Consider the following 21,507-nt stretch of genomic DNA (forward strand, 5'->3'; position numbering starts at 1 on the left):
AAAAGCTGTCAGCAGAACCCATCAAATTGTAACACCCCGCCATCAATCGCTGCCCACAGCAATAGTCCCACTTGCCTTCCCTACCAATCCACTTATGAAGTTCAATCAGTTGACCTAGGGGAAAGATTGCAATGCGCATGCGCGATACGTTCATCAAACCGATGCACCCGGAAGGTATTCGGTTTGTCGCGATCTTTGCCGCCATTACTTTCGGTCTGTTTATCCTGTCTAACATTCTGGGCTGGATTGGTGTCGGCCTCACGATCTGGTGCTACTATTTCTTTCGCGACCCGGAACGCGTGCCACCCAAAGGAGAAGGGTTGATCGTCAGCCCAGCGGACGGGGTAGTTTCGCTGATCGAAGCGGCGGTGCCGCCGAACGAGCTTGGGATGCCTGACACGCCTCTCACCCGTGTCAGTGTGTTCATGAGTGTCTTCAACTGTCATGTGAACCGCACGCCAATTGAAGGTGAGATTACCGCTGTTGCATATCGCCCCGGCAAGTTTTTCAACGCATCCCTGGACAAGGCCAGTGCTGATAATGAGCGCAACAGCCTGCGCATTCGTATGAAAAACGGTCAGAATCTGGCTGTTGTCCAGATTGCCGGCCTGGTGGCCAGACGGATCGTCTGCTTCGTGAAGCCAGGCGCAGCTATGCAAACTGGAGAACGATTTGGATTGATCCGCTTCGGGTCGCGGCTGGATGTTTATCTTCCTGATGGCATGGTCCTACAAGTGCGTGTAGGGCAAACGATGATTGCGGGCGAAACCGTCCTTGCCAGTTTGCCCACGCCTGAAGAAAAGTAGGTAACTGGATCAGTGGAAAAACCACCCAAACAGGAAGAGACCGAGTTTGCGCTGATCCATTTGTTGCCGAATGCATTGACCATAACGGCCATATGCGCGGGCCTGTCAGCAATCAGATTTGGCGTTCAGGGCAATTATGTGCTCGCTGTCCAGTTGATAATTGCCGCCTGTGTGCTGGATGGGCTGGATGGCCGTATTGCGCGCCTTCTCAGCAGTGACAGCAAACTGGGGGCCGAACTGGACTCACTTGCAGATTTCTTGAACTTCGGGGTCGCCCCACCGCTCGTTCTTTATTTCTGGGCCTTGCAGGATATACGCAGTGCGGCTTGGATTGCGGTTCTGTTTTTTGCGGTGTGCTGCGTCATGCGACTTGCCCGGTTCAATGTGGGCGGCAAATCCGAAACCTGCGATCAAGATGGGGCCTATTTCGAGGGAGTCCCCGCCCCTGCAGGGGCGCTGCTTGTCATGTTGCCAATGTATCTGTCCTTCGCCTTCGCCGATGCCCCTTTGCTGCCCAGTATATTGATTTGCCTTTATATGGTGATCATAGGTCTTCTGCTTATCAGCCAAATACCGACCTGGTCATTCAAGACGACGCGAATCTCGCGCGAGAACGCAAAGTTTTTTCTCATCGGTGTCGCTGTTGCGGGGGCCGCATTGCTGACTTTCGCCTGGGCTACGTTGATTGTGCTTTGTTTCGGATATGTGGGCACGGTCGCCTGGGCGTGGCTCGACAGGGGAATACCTTCTAACCGTTAAGGACTCGATATGGACATCAAAGCCGTTCAAACTTCCTATGCTCGCTGGGCCCCCATCTACGACAAGACGTTTGGGGCAGTTACCAATGTCGGACGGCAGCAGGCGGTTGATTTTATCAATAGACGTCCAGGCAAAGTTCTGGAGGTTGGCGTCGGCACCGGACTTTCGCTGGAACATTACGGGCCCGAAACGCAAGTGACCGGAATCGATTTCAGTGAGGACATGCTGCAAAAAGCGCGCGACAAAGCAAAAGATCTATCGCTGGACCATCTTGTCGAGCTGAGGCAAATGGATGCCCGCACGCTTGATTTTCCCGACAACTATTTCGATACGGTTGCGGCAATGCACGTGCTATCCGTCGTACCGGAACCGGAAAGGGTAATGGCGGAAATAGCGCGGGTCTGTAAACCGGGTGGAAAAGTAGTGATTACCAACCATTTCCAACGAAAGCGGGGGTTGCTCGCATCCTTGGAACGCGCGATTGCTCCGGTCGCAAATACGATTGGCTGGCATTCTGATTTCGATATTGAAACAGTGCTGCAGGAGGATGCGCTTGCCGTAGAGGAGCAAAGAACCCTTCCACCTCTGGGGATGATGACATTTTTGGTACTGAAAAAATCAGTTGTCACGTAACTGTTCGGCAAAAGAACTGGGTACGGCTGCAAACAGGAAACGGAGGACCTAGAATGGCAAACAAGAGACCGAAGCCGGAAGAGATTGTCTCGAAGTTACGGCAAGTTGAAGTTCTGATGGGTCAAGGCATGTCCCGTCTTGATGCGATCAGGCGGATCGGCGTTGTTGAACAAACCTATTACCGCTGGCGGAAGAAGTACGGTGGAATGGGTGTTGATCAATTGAAGGAACTGAAACGGCTTCAGAAAGAGAACGAACGATTGCGACGTGCGGTTTCTGATCTGACGCTGGACAAACTGATCTTGACGGAAGCCACAAAGGATGAAGGGCGGTTAGCAAACCATCCCGTGGATGGTTTGCAGCCCTGAACGCGAAGCCCTACTGAGCCCCGCTCGCCGTCGTGCTTGTATTAATCATGTACGCAACCAGCTGAACGTTTCCGAGAGACGCGCCTGTCGCGTTCTGGGGCAACACCGGTCCACGCAACGGCGCGCCCCACAAGGTCGCGCAGACGAAGGCCGACTGGTGGCCGACATGATCGAGTTGACCCGACAGTACGGCCGATATGGTTATCGCAGGATCGCAGCGCTGCTGAGAGGGGCTGGATGGTCTGTCAGCGATGGGCGAATTGAACGGCTTTGGCGACGAGAGGGGCTGAAAGTGCCAATAAAGCAACCGAAGAAAGGACGGCTCTGGCTAAATGACGGCTCATGCGTTCGGCTACGGCCAGAGTATCGCAACCATGTTTGGTCGTATGACTTCGTTCATTGTCGAACCGACGACGGCAAAGCCTTCAGGACGCTGAACATCCTTGATGAGTACAGCCGGGAATGCTTGGCAATCAGGGTCGAGCGGAAACTGAACTCGACCGATGTAATCGACGTTCTGACAGACCTGTTCATACTTCGCGGCGCGCCCAGTTCATACGTTCTGACAATGGGCCGGAATTTGTCGCCCAGGCGGTCCGAGACTGGATCGCCGCCGTTGGCGCCAAGACGGCTTACATCGAACCTGGCAGCCCGTGGGAGAACGGATATTGTGAAAGCTTCAACGGCCGGGTCAGGGACGAGCTGCTCAACGGTGAGATCTTCTACAGCTTGCGCGAAGCTCAAATCCTGATCGAACAATGGAGGAAACACTACAACACAAAACGTCCCCACAGTGCACTGGGCTACCGCCCGTCAGCTCCCGAAACCATCATCTCAATGGATCACAGGCCAATGATGCACTAACAATCAAATTGAACCAGTCAGATGAGGCTGCTCAACGGGATCACTCAAATTCTTTGCGGAGTTGCACTACCGTTTTTTGGGTTTGCCCAAGTTAGCAACTGATCATTTTGGTGAATCGAACTGTGACAATTATAAGTTTCGACTTTGCACCCCGTACTGCGCCTTCAGTTGCTGAACCGATCCGCAATACACGTCCAAATCAACCTCTGGGGCAATACCGGACACTCGCTCGTTCGTAGAGTGCTGCCAAAACTCCCATTGCGGAGCATTCGGTGCGGGTCTGGCTGCGTATTCTGCCAGCCAGACCGGGTAGTTCCCGAAACCCGATGTCAGCTCGGTCTCCCAGGTGTTCAGATTGGCATATACCATCGGAACCGTTCCGAAAGCCCTCTGAACGCTGGTAAGCCATTCCAGCGCGAGGCTTCGATAGGCCGCCCCCTGTGCCGTCGGGACGCCTTCAAGATCGAGTGTAAATGGCAGGTGCAGAAGGCCGGATTTTCCAACCGGGCCTTTCGAAAGAACAGCCTGCACTGCATCGACAAAATTCGTGACCTGTGGCTTGGCCGGGTGGCTGATGTGAAGCAGGTGGTAGGCGCCGCACAGGATACCCACCTCATTCGCGCCCAGTACATTTGGCTGAAAATACGCATCCTTGATGCTGACGCTTTCGGTCGCCTTTATCAGCGCAAAAGAAACACCCGAGGCTGCGACTTGCGGCCAGTTGATATCCCGCTGATGATCACTGACATCTATCCCTTTTGCCTGCGCCTTATCTGGCGCCGCTTTGGGAATCTGACCCGATGGTTTGCGAAACGACCTTACAATTCTGCCCAGCCTACATGCCATCAGATCGGCCTTTTCTATCTGTCATAACACCGCATCCAACCGACATTTGATCAGCCAATAGACCGAGATGTTGATTGCGCGGGTCTCGGTCTCGCTGGTCAGGGCCGACCCTTTAACGACGTTGCCCGAATTGGATTGGGGTGTGGGGGCTATAACCGGTTCCGGGCCTAACACTCCGTTTGAAACCGTGCTGTCGCTTTGTTCCAGCACATGTTGATGTTGCTGGAGCGCAGACAGTTGCAGCGACCCTACCCCGGCATATTTCTGGTTCTTTTTGTCGGTTCGGTACCTCTGGTCCTGATCCTTATCGACTTTCCCGCCGGGGTCGACCCCGCGCAGAAAATAGCCCTGGTAATCAGGCAGTCGAAACTCTCCGTCCTTGCCTTTACCAAACAGATATCCGATGGCGGCAAACAACTCCGGATAAGCGGAAATCAACAGAGGTGAGCCGTCGCAAACCTTCCAGCCATAATGTTGCAGATCAGTGGTCCCGCCCGCCAGCTTTTTGGATTGTCCCAGAAGCTCCCCGGAAAAAGCGATCACCGCGCCAACCGGCATCCCCAATACCCGGCCCGGAGACGGACCCCAGCCTTGTTGCGGCTCAAGCGGTCCGCCAGGAGCATTTGGTCGGGGCGGGGTCGGAAAGCCTGGCGGTCTCATTCTGAATCCGCCTGACCTGGCAGATCACTATCCGCACTCAGCATGCACATATGCGTGGGCACCTGAACCGACCAGGATTGCGCATTGCCTTCATCGTCTTGTGTATGTTCCGATTTAATCCGGGCCACAATTTCGGCGTCTTCGGGCAAGCAAGGGGCAAGATGGTCTGCATCCGGCCAGATCCGGCCGGTGCGCAGGAAATACAGGAAACTGCGCGCGTGCTTTCTGTCGACCGGCGCCAGAATGCGCACACGGTCAGCGCGCAGAAAATCCCGGAACCGCAGGTCGGGTACGGTCTCGCGCAGGGCAAGATCCGCGGGGTCGCCTGTCAGATCGCTGACTTCGTCCTCGATATCCATAAATGTGGCGATGTCGGACCACCCGACCGTTTGTTGCAGATAGTGCCGGATACGCGGCTTGGCATAATCCGGGGCCACGGCATCTTTCTCGGATCCGCTGAGGGTCAAGATTTGCTCCTGGGCCGCGGACAGGATTTCCGTCGTCACCGCCTTGTTCAGGAACGCAGGGTTCTGAGCCTCAATCGCAGCCACCTGTTGTTCCAGTTTGCGACGATATCCCTCTAGCTGCCGCGCATACGCTTCCTTGATCAGCCTATAGGTTTCGAATTGCCAATCGGAATAAGTCTGCGCCGACCGTTGGCACGTCACTTCAAGAGTTGCCGCAAAGAAACCGGTCAATTCGGATTGCAGATGCATTGGTGCAGGATCGGGAACCGGCATATCCGGCGGAGAGTTGGGCTCGGACGATTGTGTGGCTGCGGTTTGCTTGAGGCTGCACAGAATGGTGAAACCAAGCGGATGGCCTTCATCCGCCGGAGAGGTTCCGGTTCCGAACCCTTTATCCAGCTGGGCGCTCAGCACCTGCGCGCCCGAGGCTTGGCGGACAGGCAGGCGCAGTGGCTGCGGTGACTTGTCCGCATGGCCGTTTGAACCGGGCGGGACGGATTTGCCCCCCGCTTGCTGAGGTTGCAGGGCGACCGACCCCACGATGACATGGGTTTCTGCGGGGGTTCCGACACTCATCACCGAGGCTGTTGCACTGATCGGATCAAAGCCGCCGGGGATCAGCAGGGCGCCTTCGGCCACTGGCGTGTGGCTTTGCACCGTTTGGCTGACCACAAGCTGGGATGGCGGGGCCATTCGGGTCTCTTCCACGCCAAATTCCTGAAACGCATCGAGATAAAAGATCTTGCCATCGTCTGTCTTGCCAGCCTCGTCGGTCAAATCCTGAAACCCGCTTATCCCAAACTCACCTGGAGACTTCGGTGGGCGCAGATCAAGCTGCCAGGACCGGCGAATATGCCGGACAAGATTCTCACCCGGGCTGGGGACCATGATCTCAAAAATCAAAACCTCGCCCAGACTTTTCGTGCGCAAGCGAAAGCTTCTGTTCACCCAGCGATAAATGCCGCGGATATCCGTGCCGTTCCGCCGATTGTCAAAGCGCGTCACATCCGAGTATTCGGTTTCTTCAACTTCGGATAGCTCGCGCGTATGGCGCATTTCGCGTGACAGGTTTCGCACCGTTTTCTCGACGATGTCGCGAGCAAATTTCAGGTCGTTTTTCGCGAAGCCTCCGGCTGGCTGCTCTTGCACCCACCAATTCCCAGTAACACTCATCTTATTGCCATCTGTCGGCATTCCGTACTGGGTGTCGTAAGAGTTGACATGCGTGGTCGAGACATGGTCGGCCAACGTCTTTTGCACCTGATTGATCAGGTCCGAAACCGAGGTATCCTCGTCCCTCCGGGCAATTTTGGTGGTCACATCGGAATGTGCCTCATGGCTTTCGCGGCGCTGCAACCTCCGGTTTCGCGTCTCGCGCATTTCACCGCGCAGGACATTTTCGATACGCTGCACGTCGCCCAATTCATACCCAAGCGGCTGATACCGGATCGAACGGGCAAGCCCGTATGAATAGGCGCGCACCCAGCCGGGCTTTGTCAATTTCAAAGGGATCTGATGATCTGTATCCTTTGCCGCAACCGGCGCAGGCTTTTTCAGCTCGAATATGGAGCCAGGCAAAACCAGCGTCGCATGCATCCAAGCTTTGATCTGTTGCCCGGTGACCGGATCGGTCATCAAACTGGCCTGCCCTCCTTCGGTTGCAGCCAGCGCACGGGTCAGAACGTGATGGGTAGTCAACACCTGAATCAGAACTGCAAGTTCGTCTTTTTGCCAGCCAGCCAAAAGGTTCAGCGCAACGATGCTCTCCCAGATGCGGGCCAGTTCCTTTTGCGCATCCGGTGCATTTGCCAGAACCTTGAATGCGGCCCATCCGCCCAGACGGGCCTTGATCAGATCTGTGATCTGGGCCAGCGAAAATTCCGGCAGCTCTCGCAGAGCCGGCCACAGTTCAGGATATGAACTGAATGGCGGGCCAAGCGTTTCAATCGAGGAGATGAACCCTTTGGGTTTGCCCGGTTCGGCCGCAGGCTGAGCCTTGCCGGATTGCCCCGCATCCGATGCCGGATGGGGCGAACTATCCCCACCTGGTGTCTTGTCGGTGTTCGAGCTTGGATCCACGTAACTAACCGCCAAAGCCTCCTGCCCTGACCTGTCCCCGGATTTTGAAACAAGGCTTTGCAGGAACACGCTGTTCGCCAGGATCTTTTGCGGAACTTCCATGAAACCCGCATCCAGCGCGCCCGGCGCTATCGACGGCCAATGTTTCATATAGATGAAGGGGAACAGCTCATCCCAGCGCAGGTTAGCACCCTGAGTGACCGGGCTCAGCCCTTCGGAATCTGGATCATCGCTGAAGGGATCACTGCCATCTCCGGCGTGATTGTGGCTTGGCTGATCTGGGTCATGCCCGTCATGTCCGCCTGAACCGTTTTGCCCGGTGCCAGAGTTCCCACCATCATCGGCCCCGCCCCCTGCCCCGGAATCGGGCGATGGAATATGGCTTGGCTTGCCAAATTCAGACATGAAACCCTGAAAGCGCCAGACACGACCGGTCTCGGGTTCTTGCAGAGCCAAAGCCCCAAGGACCTGCTGAGACAGCGGCGTACTCAACCCGCTTTGCCAGGTCAGGGTACCGGTCAACCGCTCACCGGTTTCGAACAGCACATTCAGCGGCGTTCTTTCCTTGTACCTCAGAACAGGGCCGCGCACGGCCTTGCCCGGTGTCTTGGTGAAAAAGAACTGGACGGTCACGAATTCCGGGGGATCGGCACCATGCGGATGGGTTTCGAAATTGGCCACCAACTGGTTACGCAGATCCTCGAACGGCGCATCCATCCAAATGAGTTTGGGGTCCTGGCTGGTCATGCCCGTTAAGCGTCTTCCACCGCCAACACGACCTCAAGCTCGCTGATCGCCTGCAGTGAACCCTTGGTCAGCTTGCTGGATTTCAGGCCACTGATTTCCAGACGCTCGATGTCGAGTTGCCAGACATCAACACCGGTATGGATATTGTCAAAAGGCGCATGCGGAAAGAAGGCCTCGATCTCGGTGTATTCATACAGGTTGTCTTGAATCACGGCCAACATCGCCGCGCGAGCCTCGGCCAACACCTCAACCATATAGTCGCGAATGCGGTCTAGATCCGCGTCGGACACTTCGGCGAAATAAACCGCGGATCGCGTGCCATCTTCGTCGAAACGGGTCACGACTTCGGTCGCCGGGGCGAGCAATATCTCATGCTCACCCTCGATTGAAAAAGGCCCCTTGTCTGCCGCTTCTGGGGGAAGAAACTCGATCAGCGCACCGCAACAATCAATCAGAATTTGCTGCCCGGCTTCGGCAATGAAATTATCATCCTCCCAAAGCTCAATCGCGATTTCAGGATCAACCTGAGCATATGGCAGAGCATAGCGCCCGCCGCCCTGTAATTTCTGACCTTCGGGGAAAATTTGACCCCCATTTCCGCGCTGGAAAAAGGTCAAGATAGGTCGACGAAACATCAGAAACCGACCAGAGCGGGTATGTACGAGTGCATAAACCTGAAAGGCCATGTGTCTTCTCCTCCGATATGTTAATTCGGGCTGTTGGTGACTTAGTCCAAACCCAATACGCGACGGACGCGGCTCAGCTCGCGGTCATGAACAGTCAGGGCATCCAGAAACAGAGAGACCGCAACCCGGTTATCCGCAGAATAATGCCCGCCCAGAACATGCTCCAGCGCAGCCGGGCAGTGGTCATAGGCACCCGCGATATTGTCGACGCTCAGCGCGCGCATCCCAGTACGCAGAACCTTGTCGCAATAGGCAGCAAAGCTGGCGTTCAGGTCGTTGATCACGATCCGCTCGGTTTTAGGTGAGGTCGACGGCTTGTACGGCTCGTAAAGTGGCACCCAGCTTTCGGCGCGCCCCAGATGGGTCGAGGTGGGCGGATAGCCATTGGCGGTCATGAACATCGTACAGCCAAAACACGAGGCCAGCTTGGTGGTACAGTCACCAACCGTAATTTCATAAGGCGTGCAATGCGGGCCCAGATGATAGGCCTTATAGATCGCCTGGATCATACCGTGGGTATAGCCCTTAACGCCTTCGTCCCCGCTTTCATCGACGAAATTCATACCCTGATCAAAGCGCATGATATTGGTGATCTGGTCTGACCGGTTTGTCGCCCCGTGATCGGGTTCCCCTTCCTTTGGAGCATCCTGCGCCAGATCGCCGCCAATGATGCCCCAACCAACGCAGTCATGTTCATGGGTATCGCGACGAACGCGCGGGTTCCACAGGGCAGAATCCTCGGGCGGCAACCACCGAGGGTACCATCCCTCGAAAATATTGTCGTCATGATCGCCCGCATCCAGATCAGGGATATGGAACCGCGCGCTTGGCATCGGACCGACCGGATCGGTGTCGCCTTCGACATTTCCGTTATCGACAAACCCGGTATAGGCCCCCAGCCCGATATACTGATAAGCGGGGTCGCGATCCCTTTGCTTGATCTCATCATATAGCACCTGCCCCTTGTCACTGAGGTGGTGTTCGGGGTGGCGGATATCGCCCTCGGTCGGAGGCTCATGCCCGGCCAAACCATAAACCCCAACGATCACAGCGCCGGTTTTATGATCGACGGCCGTCCCTGCCCTGACCGAATGGCCCTGCATGTCGATTTCCAAAGCGGCCAGCTGTCCGATTTTCTGGGCGGCTTGCTGAAGCTGATCCCATTCGCGGGACCATTTGTCGGGCCTGGGCATCTCGTCAGAAGGTTCCATTGAAAACTGCACATCGACATTGGCGCGGATCTGTTCGATCGAATGACCTACGATGGCGGCGGCAACAATATAGTCCGCCTCAAGCTTGGGGTCAGCACCGCCGTTGGTCAGGATTCCGGATGTACGTCTGTAAGCCATCAATTCACTCCTCCAAAGTTTCGCCCGCTTGGGGCGTCATGAATATTGAATGTCGTAACCAACAAAATTGATTGGATCGGATTTCGGACCCGGCGTGCCACCGAACATGGCGACGCGCATTGCCTGGATCTGGTGCAGATCAAAACTGGCCACACCCGGACCTATTTCCCGGCGGTCGATCCGAAAACCCTGCCGCGTTGTCATATCGGCCGCAAAGTTCAGCCGGTCCGGAGCCCTGACGACACATTTTCCCTGTAAAGGCAGGCGGGCTTCGGTCAGGGGATAGCCACAGCGCACGACCTGCACCTTGTGCAACCGATGCCCTTTTGGAACCGTGATGGTCAGGTCAATCCCGTCGCCTTTGCGCCGGGGTTCGATCGTTGCCTCGCCACAGACAACTTTGCGATCCACCAGAACATCGGGCGAGATATTGCCCTCGCGGGTGACGAACCTGACCGACAGGGTCAGGTCAATCTGAAAGCTTCGGTACCAGCGATACGGGCATTGCAGAACAACCTGCCAGGTTAACGGCCTGATGTGCTGGTCGTGATCCAAACAGTCCCAGAACAGGCCAACCCTGCGCACATTGGGGTTTAATGATCGGTTCTCAAATACGAGTTGGGTTGTCATCGCGCCACCCTGACGAATCTGTGTTAGGAACTCGACGGCGGCGGCGACAGCCTCATGATAAAACCAAGCTGTTGAAACCCCGGCTCCAGGCCGGATTTCAGACGCAACCTCAAGAACTTTCCATCCGGCTCGCCACTGATTTTGACGTGGCCGACCACTGTGAAATCTGTTTTGCCCTTATCGCCCTTGGGCGTTGACGCCTTGGTATCACTGCTGGACTTGGGTTTGGCCGGTTTGGGAACTTCAACCCAGCCATCACTGACCGCAAGAGCCTGAATTTTGGATGAAACCCCGTCCTTAGAATATGTGTAGTCAGTGAAGGTGACGGTTACGTCCTCAAATTTCCCGGCATCGTCCACCTTGTACTGGACCGAAATCTGAAGCCCGTTATAGGGGGGCTTGTTGCGCCCGGTCTTATGGAAATCGCCAGATTGCCAAACCTGTTTGATGGGCTTCAAACTGTCTTTCTTGTCCGCGTCATCCTTGGGTTTCGAATCCGGCTTTTTGGGATTCGCGGGCTTTACCGGCGTCGGGGTATCAGCGGCAGCCTTCTGATCGCTGTCTTCGTCGCCCTCAGACCATTTGCGTTTTAGGGCGATTGTTGTGTCGGCAGTTTTGGTCATGACACACCTCCTTCTTCCATAGCTCCGTCAAGCGGGGTGCATCCTGCGGCGAGTAATCCGCCGCAGGGCACGTTTACGCATTGATGTTTGCCAGCTGGAAATCGAAGGGGGTAGAGTTTTTGCCAGGCCCGCCGCCCGACATCACGATATCAGCGCTTTGGATGCCGAACAGATTGATCTCGGTGTTGATCTGACTGATGATCGCCGAGTCCATGACCTGGCCCTCTTCGATCTGCGACACCACGCCGATATAGATGGTCGGGTGGAACTGAAAGACGCCCTTCTGCCCCGGCGCAAGGTTGGTCTTGGCGGCCAGAAGTTTACCTTCGCGATAGATATTCGCGTTGATCGATCCCATGGTCAGGTTGTTGCGCAGCTCGACCTCATTCGGCGACGTTGCCGGGGTCTTGGCCAGGCGCAAGATATCCCCGCTGGTGTCTTTGACCATTTCGTAGGCCTGACCGTCATAGGCCGTCATCTGCGGCGTATAGTTCCCATAGCTGTCCGAGGCCGAAACCTGAAACTTCAGCGGGTATTTGAAGGGGTGATAATCCAGACGCCCCAGGTTTTTGATGACTTTCCACGCGATAGCGAGTTCGCCGAAATCTTCGGCCACGTTTTGCTGGAAAATAACGATCGATGAATTATTGGCATCATCCGAGTGATTGACCAATCTGAGTTGAATATTTTCGGTAACCAATTTCAGATTCCTTCCATTAGCGGTTCTTGTCGAGAACGACGAAATCGTGAATCAATGCTAGCTGAGAACTCTGTAATTCGATCTTTGCAGGAATCATCATTTCCTTTGATCTTTGCACTGTTAGACCCCTGCCCGCGGTAACCGGTGCACACTTTGGCCAGCCTCGCGCGCGCAGGAGCATGCTCATCCAGGACGTGTTTTGGGTAATGCTTAATTCATCGAATTGCGATAGCGCCGATACTCCGACGGCGAGACGTCGAATTCCCGTTTGAACGCGGTCGAAAAGTTATTCGCATCCTCGTAGCCAACCTTGAAGGCGATGTCCTGAATGCTGTGCTGCCCCTCAAGAACCAGGGCCGCTGCATAGTTCAACCTGTAGCGCCGAAACCAAGCCATGGGGCCAACACCGAACTCTTCCTTGAAGCGCTTGGACAAGGTGTTCCGGTTTGACCCGACCACTTGCGCCAAGGCGTCAATGCCGCCTGCAAATTCGGGCTCGGTAGAAAGGAAATTACAAGCAGCATTGACCAACGTATCTTTTGAAAAGTACTCGGCAGAGACATCCTGTTTCATCAATGCTCGCGCCGCACTGAATCTGTGCTGGATTTCGCTGGTGACAAATGGATAGGCAATATAGTCGCTGTATCCTTGCGAATATACTTCGGCACGCGCCGTCGACAAACCCAGGTTGATCAGTGCAAAACTATGCTGGCGCTTATGCGACCCGGCAGGTTTTGGGGCGTTGGCCGGCACAAAACGCTTCAGGCACTGACGTACAACGATTGCTTTTTCATGGTAAGAAATGCCTGTGCTTTCTGCATCGTTCGACACGCGGTATCCCATAGACCTTTCAACTATGCTGCGAAATTCGGACAAAAGGCGCGGTGTAAACTCCAAGCAGATCACTCGGTCACGATCATAAGGACTATGCATAAAATTCCCCATCCAAAAAACTTCTGAAAATTTTGTAGGGCGCCACGCAGGGTGCGACCTCTGCTGATCTGAAAAATCAACTTGAGTCGCTGTGCCGCCACCACAACTTTCGATTGAGTACAAAAGGTCTGGGAACTTCTGTTAACTTATTCACATATTGCATTATTAGACCAATCCAATACGGCATTAACCATAAATGAATGGCAAATTGCCAAGGGTTCTCCTTGTCAGCCAGACCAAGCTATGCCTTCTTCTGCCAACGCAATGGGAGACATGGCAGATGAGCGAAGCGGTCAAGCTGACACTGGATGAAATACGAAACCTAAGCCTGAACATCCTGTCCGGATCCGGATACGGGCCGGACCATGCAGCGGCCATCGCGGATATGCTGGTCACCTGTCAGATTGATGATTGCCAGTCGCACGGCCTGTTCCGACTGTTCATGTGCAATGACACCATGAAGGCAGGCAAGATTGACGGAAATGTCGCGCCAACCATTACCCAATCAGATAACGCCATCGTTCGGGTCGATGCTCGCGGGGGTATGTCCCTGCTGGCATTTCATGAGGCACTGCCAATTCTGATCGAGAAAACCCGAACCCATGGTATTGCAGCCATGGCCATCAATCGCTGTTTTCATTTCTCTGCCCTCTGGCCCGAAGTGGAGCGGCTATCTGCTGTCGGCCTTGCAGCGATGGCGATGGTACCAAGCCATTCCTGGGTTGCCCCTGCCGGCGGCACCCGCGGTTCGTTGGGCACCAACCCGCTGGCCTTCAGCTGGCCGCGACGAGGCAAGGATCCCTTCACCTTTGACTTCGCAACAAGCGCCTTTGCCCGTGGCGAAATCGAACTCTATCGCCGCGCAGGCAAGCCCCTGCCCGATGGCGTAGCAATCGATAAGGACGGCAACCCAACCAACGATCCGCAGGCTGCGATGGAGGGTGCGATGCTGACCTTCGGCAGCTACAAGGGTTCGGCGCTGTCCATTATGATCGAACTCTTGGCCGGTCCGCTGATCGACGACCTGACCAGCCTGGAAAGCATGGAGTTTGCCGGCAACTCAGGCGGCGCCCCCTATCATGGTGAAATCCTTCTGGCCTTCGATCCGGGGCATTTCAGCGGTGGCCGCATAGACCCGAACGATGCAAGGGCAGAAGGCCTGTTCGCTGACATCACCGATCAGGGCGCGCGCTTGCCATCCCAACGCCGGTTTGCCGCCCGGGCCCATAACACGGAACGCGGATATGTAGAGATTGCCAAAACCCTCTATGACGATCTGCAAGAGTTGGCCCAACAGATTTAGGCCCCTTCCCCTCAGCAAAGCAGCTGGCTAAGAAGTCTCTCCGAACGACTGTCAGGAGGCCCCATTGGACCGCATCGCCCGCACCATCGCCACCGAGATCAACGCCCGACCCGATCAGGTAGGGGCCGCAGTAAAATTGCTGGACGAAGGCGCGACTGTGCCCTTTGTTGCGCGCTACCGCAAAGAAGCGACAGGCGGTTTGGACGACACCCAACTGCGCACCCTGTCAGAACGCCTGACCTATCTGCGCGAATTGGACGCCCGTCGCGCAACCATCCTGAATTCGATCAAGGATCAGGGCAAGCTGACAGACGATCTTGCAAAATCCATTACGCTGGCTGACACCAAAGCACAGCTGGAAGACATCTACCTGCCCTACAAACCCAAGCGGCGCACCAAGGCAATGATCGCACGCGAGAACGGGTTGGAACCTCTGGCTGACGCAATTCTTGCAGACCGGTCTGTCGATCCCGATACCCTTGCCCAATCCTACCTGTCCGAGGCTGTTCCGACCAGCAAGGATGCCCTGAACGGTGCCCGCGACATTGTCACCGAACGACTAACCGAAAACGCCACCCTGTTAGGCGAACTGCGCAGCTTCATGCAGCGCGAGGCGCTGCTGACCTCGAAGGTGATTGATGGCAAACAACAGGATGGCGCGAAATTCAGTGACTATTTCGACCATTCCGAGCTGTGGGCCAAAACGCCGTCTCATCGGGCTTTGGCGATGCTTCGCGCGTCAAAAGAGGGCATCGTGACATTGGACATCGCGCCGGACCCCGAGACCGGCGCTGCTCGGGCGGAAGCGATCGTCGCATCACATCTGCTAACCCGCACGGATTCAACTGCCGATACTTGGTTACGCAAGGTGGCCGGTTGGACCTGGAGAGTAAAGCTCTCGCTGACGATGATGGTTGACCTGATGGCCGACCTCCGCAGCCGTGCCCAGGACGAGGCAATTTCTGTTTTCTCTCGCAATCTTAAAGACTTACTTTTCTCTGCGCCAGCTGGCGCCCGCCCAACCTTGGGGCTGGACCCTGGAATACGAACAGGTGTCAAAGCAGCGGTTGTCGATGCAACTGGCAAAGTGGTTGCAACTGAAACAATTTACCCGTTCCAACCCAAGAATGACCTTCGAGGCGCGCAGGCCACAATCCTGCGCCTGATCGCCCAGCACGGCATTGAGCTTGTTGCAATCGGCAACGGAACAGCCAGCCGCGAAACCGAAAAGCTGGTCGGCGACACGCTCTTAGATTTGCCCAAAACCGTCACTCCTCCCACCAAAGTCGTGGTCTCGGAAGCCGGAGCATCGGTCTATTCCGCATCCGAACTGGCCGCCCGAGAGTTCCCGGACCTGGATGTTTCCCTTAGGGGCGCAGTTTCAATCGCCCGTCGTTTACAGGACCCCTTGGCGGAACTGGTCAAGATCGAACCCAAATCCATCGGGGTCGGGCAATATCAGCACGATGTGGATCAATATAAGCTTTCGCAATCATTGGCATCTGTCATTGAAGACGTTGTGAACGCTGTCGGGGTTGATCTGAATACTGCTTCTGCCCCATTGCTGTCGCATGTGTCCGGGCTGGGCCCGGGGCTGGCAGAATCCATCGTGTTGCACCGCGACATGAATGGTGCCTTTCAATCTCGTGCAGAGTTGCTGAAGGTGGCGCGCCTTGGTCCCCGCGCGTTCGAACAATGCGCAGGTTTTTTGAGAATACGCGATGGGGCCGAGCCCCTTGATGCGTCTTCCGTGCACCCCGAGGCTTATTCCGTGGCCCGACGCGTTGTCGCAACATGTGGGCGGGATATTCGGCAAATCCTGGGGAATGAAGGTGCCCTGAAAGGCCTGCGCGCCGAACAGTTTGTTAACGACAGTTTTGGCCTGCCCACGGTTCAGGACATATTCTCCGAGCTTGAAAAACCCGGTCGTGATCCCCGGCCACATTTCAAAACTGCTTCGTTCACTGATGGCGTGGAAGAGATCAGCGATTTGAAACCTGGAATGACCCTGGAGGGCACAGTTACCAATGTCGCGGCATTCGGCGCTTTTGTTGATATCGGTGTTCATCAGGACGGGTTGGTGCATATCAGTCAACTGGCAGATCGGTTTGTCAAAGATCCCCATGATGTCGTCAAAACCGGCCAGGTAGTTAAGGTACGGGTCGTCGAGGTGGATGCGCCGCGAAAACGCATCGGTCTGACGATGCGCAAGGATGGTGGCATTGAAACCCGGCAAAAGCGCGTTCAAAGCAGCGACCAAACGCGGCAAAGCCATACAAAACAAAAGGAATCACAACGCGCAAAAAACGGCAATAATGCGCAGCAGGGGGCACTTGCAGATGCACTGAAATCTGCGTTCAAAAAACAATAATCTGCTAAAGCGTGTGCACCCCCCTGCCCTTACCGCGATCAGTCGAAAGCGTCTGGCTCTAGCTCTTGCCAGAATTCGAAGATTGCGGTTGCATTCAGCCCCGAGCGCCACGCATGCGCTCGGAAATGCTCGCGGTCCAGGTCGTTGTCTAGACCGGCAAGAAACAGTCTTTTATCTGCGTCCCTCTGTGTCGGGTTTCGCCGCGAAACCAGCTCTTCTACGATCGAGAGTTTCCGCGCCCGCTCCTCCCGCTCGGCTACCCGTTCGGCATAGGCTTTGTCTTCAACCGCCACTTGGGCCTGCCTCGCCTGCGCTTCTACCAGTGCTTCGGGGCTGGGCTTCGCTGGCTGTTCCGGTTCAGGTGGCTGATAGTCATCGCGCAATGCGGCCGACAGATAGCCCAATGTGGATTTCACTCCGCCCTTTTGCCTTACGTAATCAAGTTTCTGCGCGACGTAGTCTTCACCATGTTCGGAAATCCACTGTCGGGCCAAACGGTCCGAGACCCCTTGATCACGTAGCTTCGTGTACACCTGCATATTCCGAGCACCGTCGCTGTCATCAATTTCGAACATCGCCTTTTGCGGGTTTCCCTTAATCCGAAAGCGAATATCAGTGACCGTCCGGCCTTTCTTTTGGAACTCGGGTTCGATCAGAATGTCCGAGCTTTTGTTCACCTCGGCAACCGCCGGCTTGATGATCTTAGCGTTGAGATGTTTAAAGCTGGTATAATAGTCGCTGCCATCTACACCCATGAGCTTTCGAAAAACGTCCAAGGCCCACCAACCTGTCGACCCGATGCGCACAAAGCGATAGCAGTTTTCATACAGTGCCAATCCGTGCCCAGAACTAAAGTTGCGCTGAATCTGAACGTTGATCAGCGCATAGATTTTGGGATCATACAGCTTCTGCGCCAGCGCCGGTGAGTAGGCATATTCACAAACACCATTCTTGAGCTTGGCAAAACTCAGCAGAGAGGAAACACCCCATTCCTGACGCCCCTGCTCATCCAACATGTCCCATTCAGCGACAGTCTCGGCCAGGGCGCGCAGGCTTGCACGCAAGGTATCAAAATCGTTCGAGTTATAGCCGACCATCATCGCCAGAGTTCGTGCATCGATGGTATGAGTCTGTGCAGATGTCAGCGCATCATAGGCATTGAGAAGCAGGACATTCGACAGCTTTCGCTGAAGCAATGTCAACTTACCGCTGATGTGAATCGCGGCGACGTTCTTTTTCACCGTTTCCCTTCGCAAGGCTCCGGAAAGGTGATCCATGTCTATTTGTGTTTCCGGCATGATTCTGCCTGACTGCTCTTTTTTTGCATTTCTGCCATGAAAGGTACCTATCAATCAACTTCTATTAGGTGCCCAAATACAGGATCTGGCTCATCCCGAATACGGGTACCCTAAACAGATATACCGAAACTTATCCCCAGACCCATCATCGCGAGCCCGTCATAAGAACGACTCAGACAGGATCGAACGTACTAGAAACGGCTTTGTAAGTGTCTAATAGCGTCGAAGATCCACGTCCCTGCGAATCGGTGCCCTTGTTCCTGTCGAATGGTTCCCTTGGTCCCGTATCTGGGCACCTTTGATCCCGGAATCGGATACCCTAGGAACTGTAAATGGGTCCCTAAGGTGATCTAACTTGTTGTTATAATTATCATATTCTTAATCTAAATCTCTTAAAGACTCTATAAATAATAAACTCTTTGTTGGCGTGCTCTCTCATTTTTCTAGAGTTTCGTGGCGAAACCCAGCCTTGCGCGCAAAAACTGTGGAAAACTTCCGATCGCAGGATAGCTTTAGAAGATAATGTTCGCTACATTCCTAAATATACGCCGCTAAGGCGAACATCTTCTGAGGCAACGACAGTGAACAAATCAAACCAACCTCCGCTACCGCCATATCTGAATCTTGATCCCGCAACAGCGGCCGGGAAGTTACCTGATCCTATAGGAACCTCTCGATTCGCAAAAGCAGCGGCATTCTGCGCCAAAGGCCGTGAGGATCTTGCTCGCCGAGGTTATGCTCCTGATGGGGAAAAGCGGCTGCGTAGGTTTTCAATTTGGGAAATAACTAAGTACCTAATTCCGGTTGCACCTGCGCATCTCCGCCGTGTCCTCAAAGCACATCCTGATCTTCCTCAAGGCGAAGGAGAAGCCGGTTCAAAATGGTTCACTTTGGAAGAGGTCCTGACCTTGCGCCAGCATTTTGCGGCTGAAGGCGTCAGCACGAAGGAGTATCTTCCCTACCGGCCTGAAGGGCTTCCGGCTAAGGTTGTTTCCGTTGCAAATTTCAAAGGCGGCGTTGGAAAAACCTCGACCGCGGCCCATCTGGCTATGTCCGCCGCCTTGGACGGGTACAAAGTTCTGGTAATCGACCTCGACAGCCAAGGATCCATGACGTCGATCCTTGGCGGGTCCGTCGCAGATGAATGGCAAACTGTGTTCCCCTTGATCGCGAAGGACTATGCTCGGGCGGTGCAGGAGGAAAACCGCGTGCGCAATGCGGCAGGTCAACCTGAAATTCCATTGGATGAGACCTTGCAAGAGGCGCTTAAAACGATCCCTGGCGATGTAATTCAGAACACCCATTGGCCAAATATTGATCTGATAGGTGCGCAGTTGAACCTTTACTGGGCCGAGTTCCAGATCCCAGTGTGGAGGATGGGGCTGAGAAGTTGGCCTTTGTGGGATGGCCTGACCAATTTCCTCGAGGATGAAGGGATCCTCAACGATTATGACATCGTCTTTCTCGATACGCCTCCTGCACTTGGGTACCTTACGATCAATGCACTGGCTGCTGCAGATATCCTTCTGGTTCCGCTTGGAGCTTCGTTTTTGGAGTTTGATTCAACGGGTCGGTTCTTTGACATGCTCTATACGACCTTCGCCAGTATCGAGGATGGTGAAAACACGGCACAGCGTGCAGCTGGCTTGCCCGAGCTCAAGTTCGAATGGGATGTTGTCCGCGCAATCATCACCCGGTTTGACGCAAGTCAGCAGACCGATATGGCAAATGTAATTCAGGCCTATTTCGGGGATTTCATGAATGCCTACCGGCAAGACTATACCGCTTTGGTCGGGCAGGCGGGTGAGCAGGTGAATGGGATCTACGAAGCCGACTACCGCGATTTTAACCGGGACACATATGTTCGGGGTCGGGAGACGTTTGACCGGACTTACGCAGAATTCAAAGAAGTCCTGATCGGTTGCTGGTGGCGCGACGCTCAGATGGGAGGAGAGGCAGATGGCTAAACGCAGAAGACTGACCGCACCGGATACAACAGAGCTCGAACAGCTTGAAGCGGGTTTCGCCGCGAAACCGTCGATCAGCCCGTTTGAAGCAAGCTCGTCCGCACCTCCGATAGCTCAGGTTGCGGCGGAGGCCGCCACTTTGGGTGGCATGGCGTCCGTGACAGACAGGGTCGCTTTGGCCCAGGACCAAGGTGATGCAGCTCGATGGCGCGATGCACAAACCGCCGGTTTGATTGCGGAAAAAATATCGGTGGATCAGATTGATCCGGATTTTATCCGCCGTGACCGGATGGTTGAAGACGAAGAAGCCATGGCGGAACTGTTGGAATCGTTGCGCGTTCACGGCTTGAGAACGCCAATCGAGGTGAGCCGGGTCGGTGACAGTTTTGGTCTGATCTCGGGCTATCGGCGTCTGGAGGCCTTCAAGCGGCTGTCCCAAAGTGATGCTCGGTTCACCGAGATTCCTGCATTTGTCCGTGAGGCTGGAACGGGGCAGGGCGCTTACGTCTCGATGGTGGAAGAGAATGAGCTGCGCTCGAACCTCAGCCCTTATGAACGCGGGCGCGTCGCGGTTCTGGCGGCAGGGCAGGGGGTTTTTGCTTCAACCGAGGCCGCTGTCGATGTGCTTTTTGCTGCAGCGTCCAAAGCCAAACGGTCCAAGGTCCGTAGCTTTGCTATGGTGCATGAAGCGTTGGGGGATTTGCTGCAGCATCCCGTGTCGTTATCAGAAAAGGCCGGGCTCAAGCTTGCTTCGGCATTGCGGGACGGGGCACAAACCAGATTGCGTCAGGCATTGGCTGGCGCCGGCCCGTTGGATTCCAAATCCGAATGGGGTCTGCTTGAAACTGCGATCAAGGGCGTGCCGGACGCGAAAAAAGCTAAATCGCGCGGCGGGCGCCCGCAGCAGGTGCAACGCTTGACACCGGTTATCATTCCCACAGGCGGCACAATTCAGGCGGAGGTGACATCTGGGGAACTCCGCCTCAGGATACGCGGGCGGGAAATTTCAGTTGATGAGGCTCAAAAACTGATCGACCAGATTGGCAACCATCTGGGTTAGTCCTTTGACGAGACCGGGATAGGTCGGTCTCGTCGCCAAACAAATCAAAGAGCTGACTGGATTGGTTAGCAGAGGTGAATTCTACTACCGTCAAGGTAATGATCAAAATGTGGAAAAAATGATCATTATGAATTCAAGATCCTTTGGAGGTGCTCGCTAGAGGAATTTGGGTAAATGCTGATGTCGCTAAGTTAAACGGTTACATTGCAACGCCAAGAACAGCAGCTCTCGAACCCGCTTTGGTCACGGCTGATCACCGGTTTCATCTGCGAAACCGCAGATAGAACTGTCGGTTCCTAAAGTAGATTGATGGGCCAATTACCTGCTGATTTATGTTTGTTTTCAGTCATGTCCGCAT

At 54.9% G+C, this 21,507-nt stretch carries 17 protein-coding genes and 1 pseudogene; 8 read left to right on the plus strand and 10 right to left on the minus strand.

Annotation, left to right across the window (positions count from 1 at the left end; genetic code table 11):
• The first annotated feature begins 131 nt into the window (after positions 1–131).
• The 4 genes and pseudogenes from AC2FH9_RS06605 (at position 132) to AC2FH9_RS06620 (ending at position 3,430) form a co-directional block, all read left to right on the plus strand.
• Entirely contained in the window at positions 132–806 is a 675-nt protein-coding gene (locus tag AC2FH9_RS06605; RefSeq protein WP_496749711.1) for a phosphatidylserine decarboxylase, read from the plus strand.
• A gap of 12 nt (positions 807–818) precedes the next feature.
• Positions 819–1,565, plus strand: a complete 747-nt coding sequence (gene pssA, locus AC2FH9_RS06610; protein WP_496691414.1) for a CDP-diacylglycerol--serine O-phosphatidyltransferase — start codon at positions 819–821, stop codon at positions 1,563–1,565.
• Between the two features lie 9 nt (positions 1,566–1,574).
• Complete coding sequence (locus AC2FH9_RS06615) at positions 1,575–2,198, plus strand: class I SAM-dependent methyltransferase (RefSeq protein WP_496749712.1); 624 nt, start codon at positions 1,575–1,577, stop codon at positions 2,196–2,198.
• Between the two features lie 53 nt (positions 2,199–2,251).
• A pseudogene (locus AC2FH9_RS06620) lies at positions 2,252–3,430 on the plus strand (IS3 family transposase).
• Positions 3,431–3,559: 129 nt separating this feature from the next.
• On the opposite strand, the gene AC2FH9_RS06625 reads toward AC2FH9_RS06620, so the two are convergent.
• The 9 genes from AC2FH9_RS06625 to AC2FH9_RS06665 form a co-directional block, all read right to left on the minus strand.
• Positions 3,560–4,276: a glycoside hydrolase family 25 protein gene (locus tag AC2FH9_RS06625; RefSeq protein WP_496749713.1), complete on the minus strand. Its 717-nt coding sequence runs from the start codon at positions 4,274–4,276 to the stop codon at positions 3,560–3,562.
• 21 nt (positions 4,277–4,297) lie between these two features.
• Entirely contained in the window at positions 4,298–4,936 is a 639-nt protein-coding gene (locus tag AC2FH9_RS06630) for a tail fiber protein (RefSeq protein ID WP_496702403.1), read from the minus strand.
• On the minus strand, positions 4,933–8,229 hold the full coding sequence (locus tag AC2FH9_RS06635) for a hypothetical protein (protein ID WP_496749714.1): 3,297 nt from the start codon (positions 8,227–8,229) through the stop codon (positions 4,933–4,935). The genes AC2FH9_RS06630 and AC2FH9_RS06635 overlap by 4 nt, the downstream gene beginning before the upstream one ends.
• Before the next feature lie 5 nt (positions 8,230–8,234).
• Positions 8,235–8,915, minus strand: a complete 681-nt coding sequence (locus AC2FH9_RS06640) for a hypothetical protein (protein WP_496702476.1) — start codon at positions 8,913–8,915, stop codon at positions 8,235–8,237.
• A gap of 41 nt (positions 8,916–8,956) precedes the next feature.
• Complete coding sequence (locus AC2FH9_RS06645) at positions 8,957–10,264, minus strand: hypothetical protein (protein WP_496787383.1); 1,308 nt, start codon at positions 10,262–10,264, stop codon at positions 8,957–8,959.
• A gap of 36 nt (positions 10,265–10,300) precedes the next feature.
• Positions 10,301–10,894: a hypothetical protein gene (locus AC2FH9_RS06650; RefSeq protein ID WP_496787385.1), complete on the minus strand. Its 594-nt coding sequence runs from the start codon at positions 10,892–10,894 to the stop codon at positions 10,301–10,303.
• A 23-nt stretch (positions 10,895–10,917) separates the two neighbouring features.
• Positions 10,918–11,517: a hypothetical protein gene (locus AC2FH9_RS06655; RefSeq protein ID WP_496871124.1), complete on the minus strand. Its 600-nt coding sequence runs from the start codon at positions 11,515–11,517 to the stop codon at positions 10,918–10,920.
• A 73-nt stretch (positions 11,518–11,590) separates the two neighbouring features.
• Positions 11,591–12,217 carry a hypothetical protein gene (locus AC2FH9_RS06660; protein ID WP_142640307.1) on the minus strand — a complete coding sequence of 209 codons (627 nt, stop codon included), beginning with the start codon at positions 12,215–12,217 and terminating at the stop codon, positions 11,591–11,593.
• A gap of 210 nt (positions 12,218–12,427) precedes the next feature.
• Positions 12,428–13,273, minus strand: coding sequence for a helix-turn-helix transcriptional regulator (locus tag AC2FH9_RS06665; protein WP_496788944.1), 846 nt, complete (start codon positions 13,271–13,273; stop codon positions 12,428–12,430).
• A 157-nt stretch (positions 13,274–13,430) separates the two neighbouring features.
• Between AC2FH9_RS06665 and AC2FH9_RS06670 the strand changes: the two genes are divergently transcribed.
• Positions 13,431–14,453 carry an Ldh family oxidoreductase gene (locus tag AC2FH9_RS06670; protein ID WP_496871125.1) on the plus strand — a complete coding sequence of 341 codons (1,023 nt, stop codon included), beginning with the start codon at positions 13,431–13,433 and terminating at the stop codon, positions 14,451–14,453.
• A 64-nt stretch (positions 14,454–14,517) separates the two neighbouring features.
• A complete protein-coding gene (locus AC2FH9_RS06675; protein WP_496871126.1) occupies positions 14,518–16,824 on the plus strand; it encodes a Tex family protein in 2,307 nt (768 codons plus the stop codon).
• Positions 16,825–16,862: 38 nt separating this feature from the next.
• On the opposite strand, the gene AC2FH9_RS06680 is transcribed toward AC2FH9_RS06675, so the two are convergent.
• A complete protein-coding gene (locus AC2FH9_RS06680) occupies positions 16,863–18,122 on the minus strand; it encodes a replication initiation protein (protein ID WP_496749725.1) in 1,260 nt (419 codons plus the stop codon).
• Positions 18,123–18,703: 581 nt separating this feature from the next.
• Between AC2FH9_RS06680 and AC2FH9_RS06685 the strand changes: the two genes are divergently transcribed.
• Both AC2FH9_RS06685 and AC2FH9_RS06690 read left to right on the plus strand, forming a co-directional pair.
• Positions 18,704–20,089, plus strand: coding sequence for an AAA family ATPase (locus AC2FH9_RS06685; RefSeq protein WP_496871127.1), 1,386 nt, complete (start codon positions 18,704–18,706; stop codon positions 20,087–20,089).
• A complete protein-coding gene (locus AC2FH9_RS06690; protein ID WP_496749727.1) occupies positions 20,082–21,149 on the plus strand; it encodes a ParB/RepB/Spo0J family partition protein in 1,068 nt (355 codons plus the stop codon). Before AC2FH9_RS06685 ends, AC2FH9_RS06690 begins: the two co-directional genes overlap by 8 nt.
• The last annotated feature ends 358 nt before the right edge of the window (positions 21,150–21,507 follow it).

This window comes from Ruegeria sp. CDSC081, from assembly GCF_059610485.1.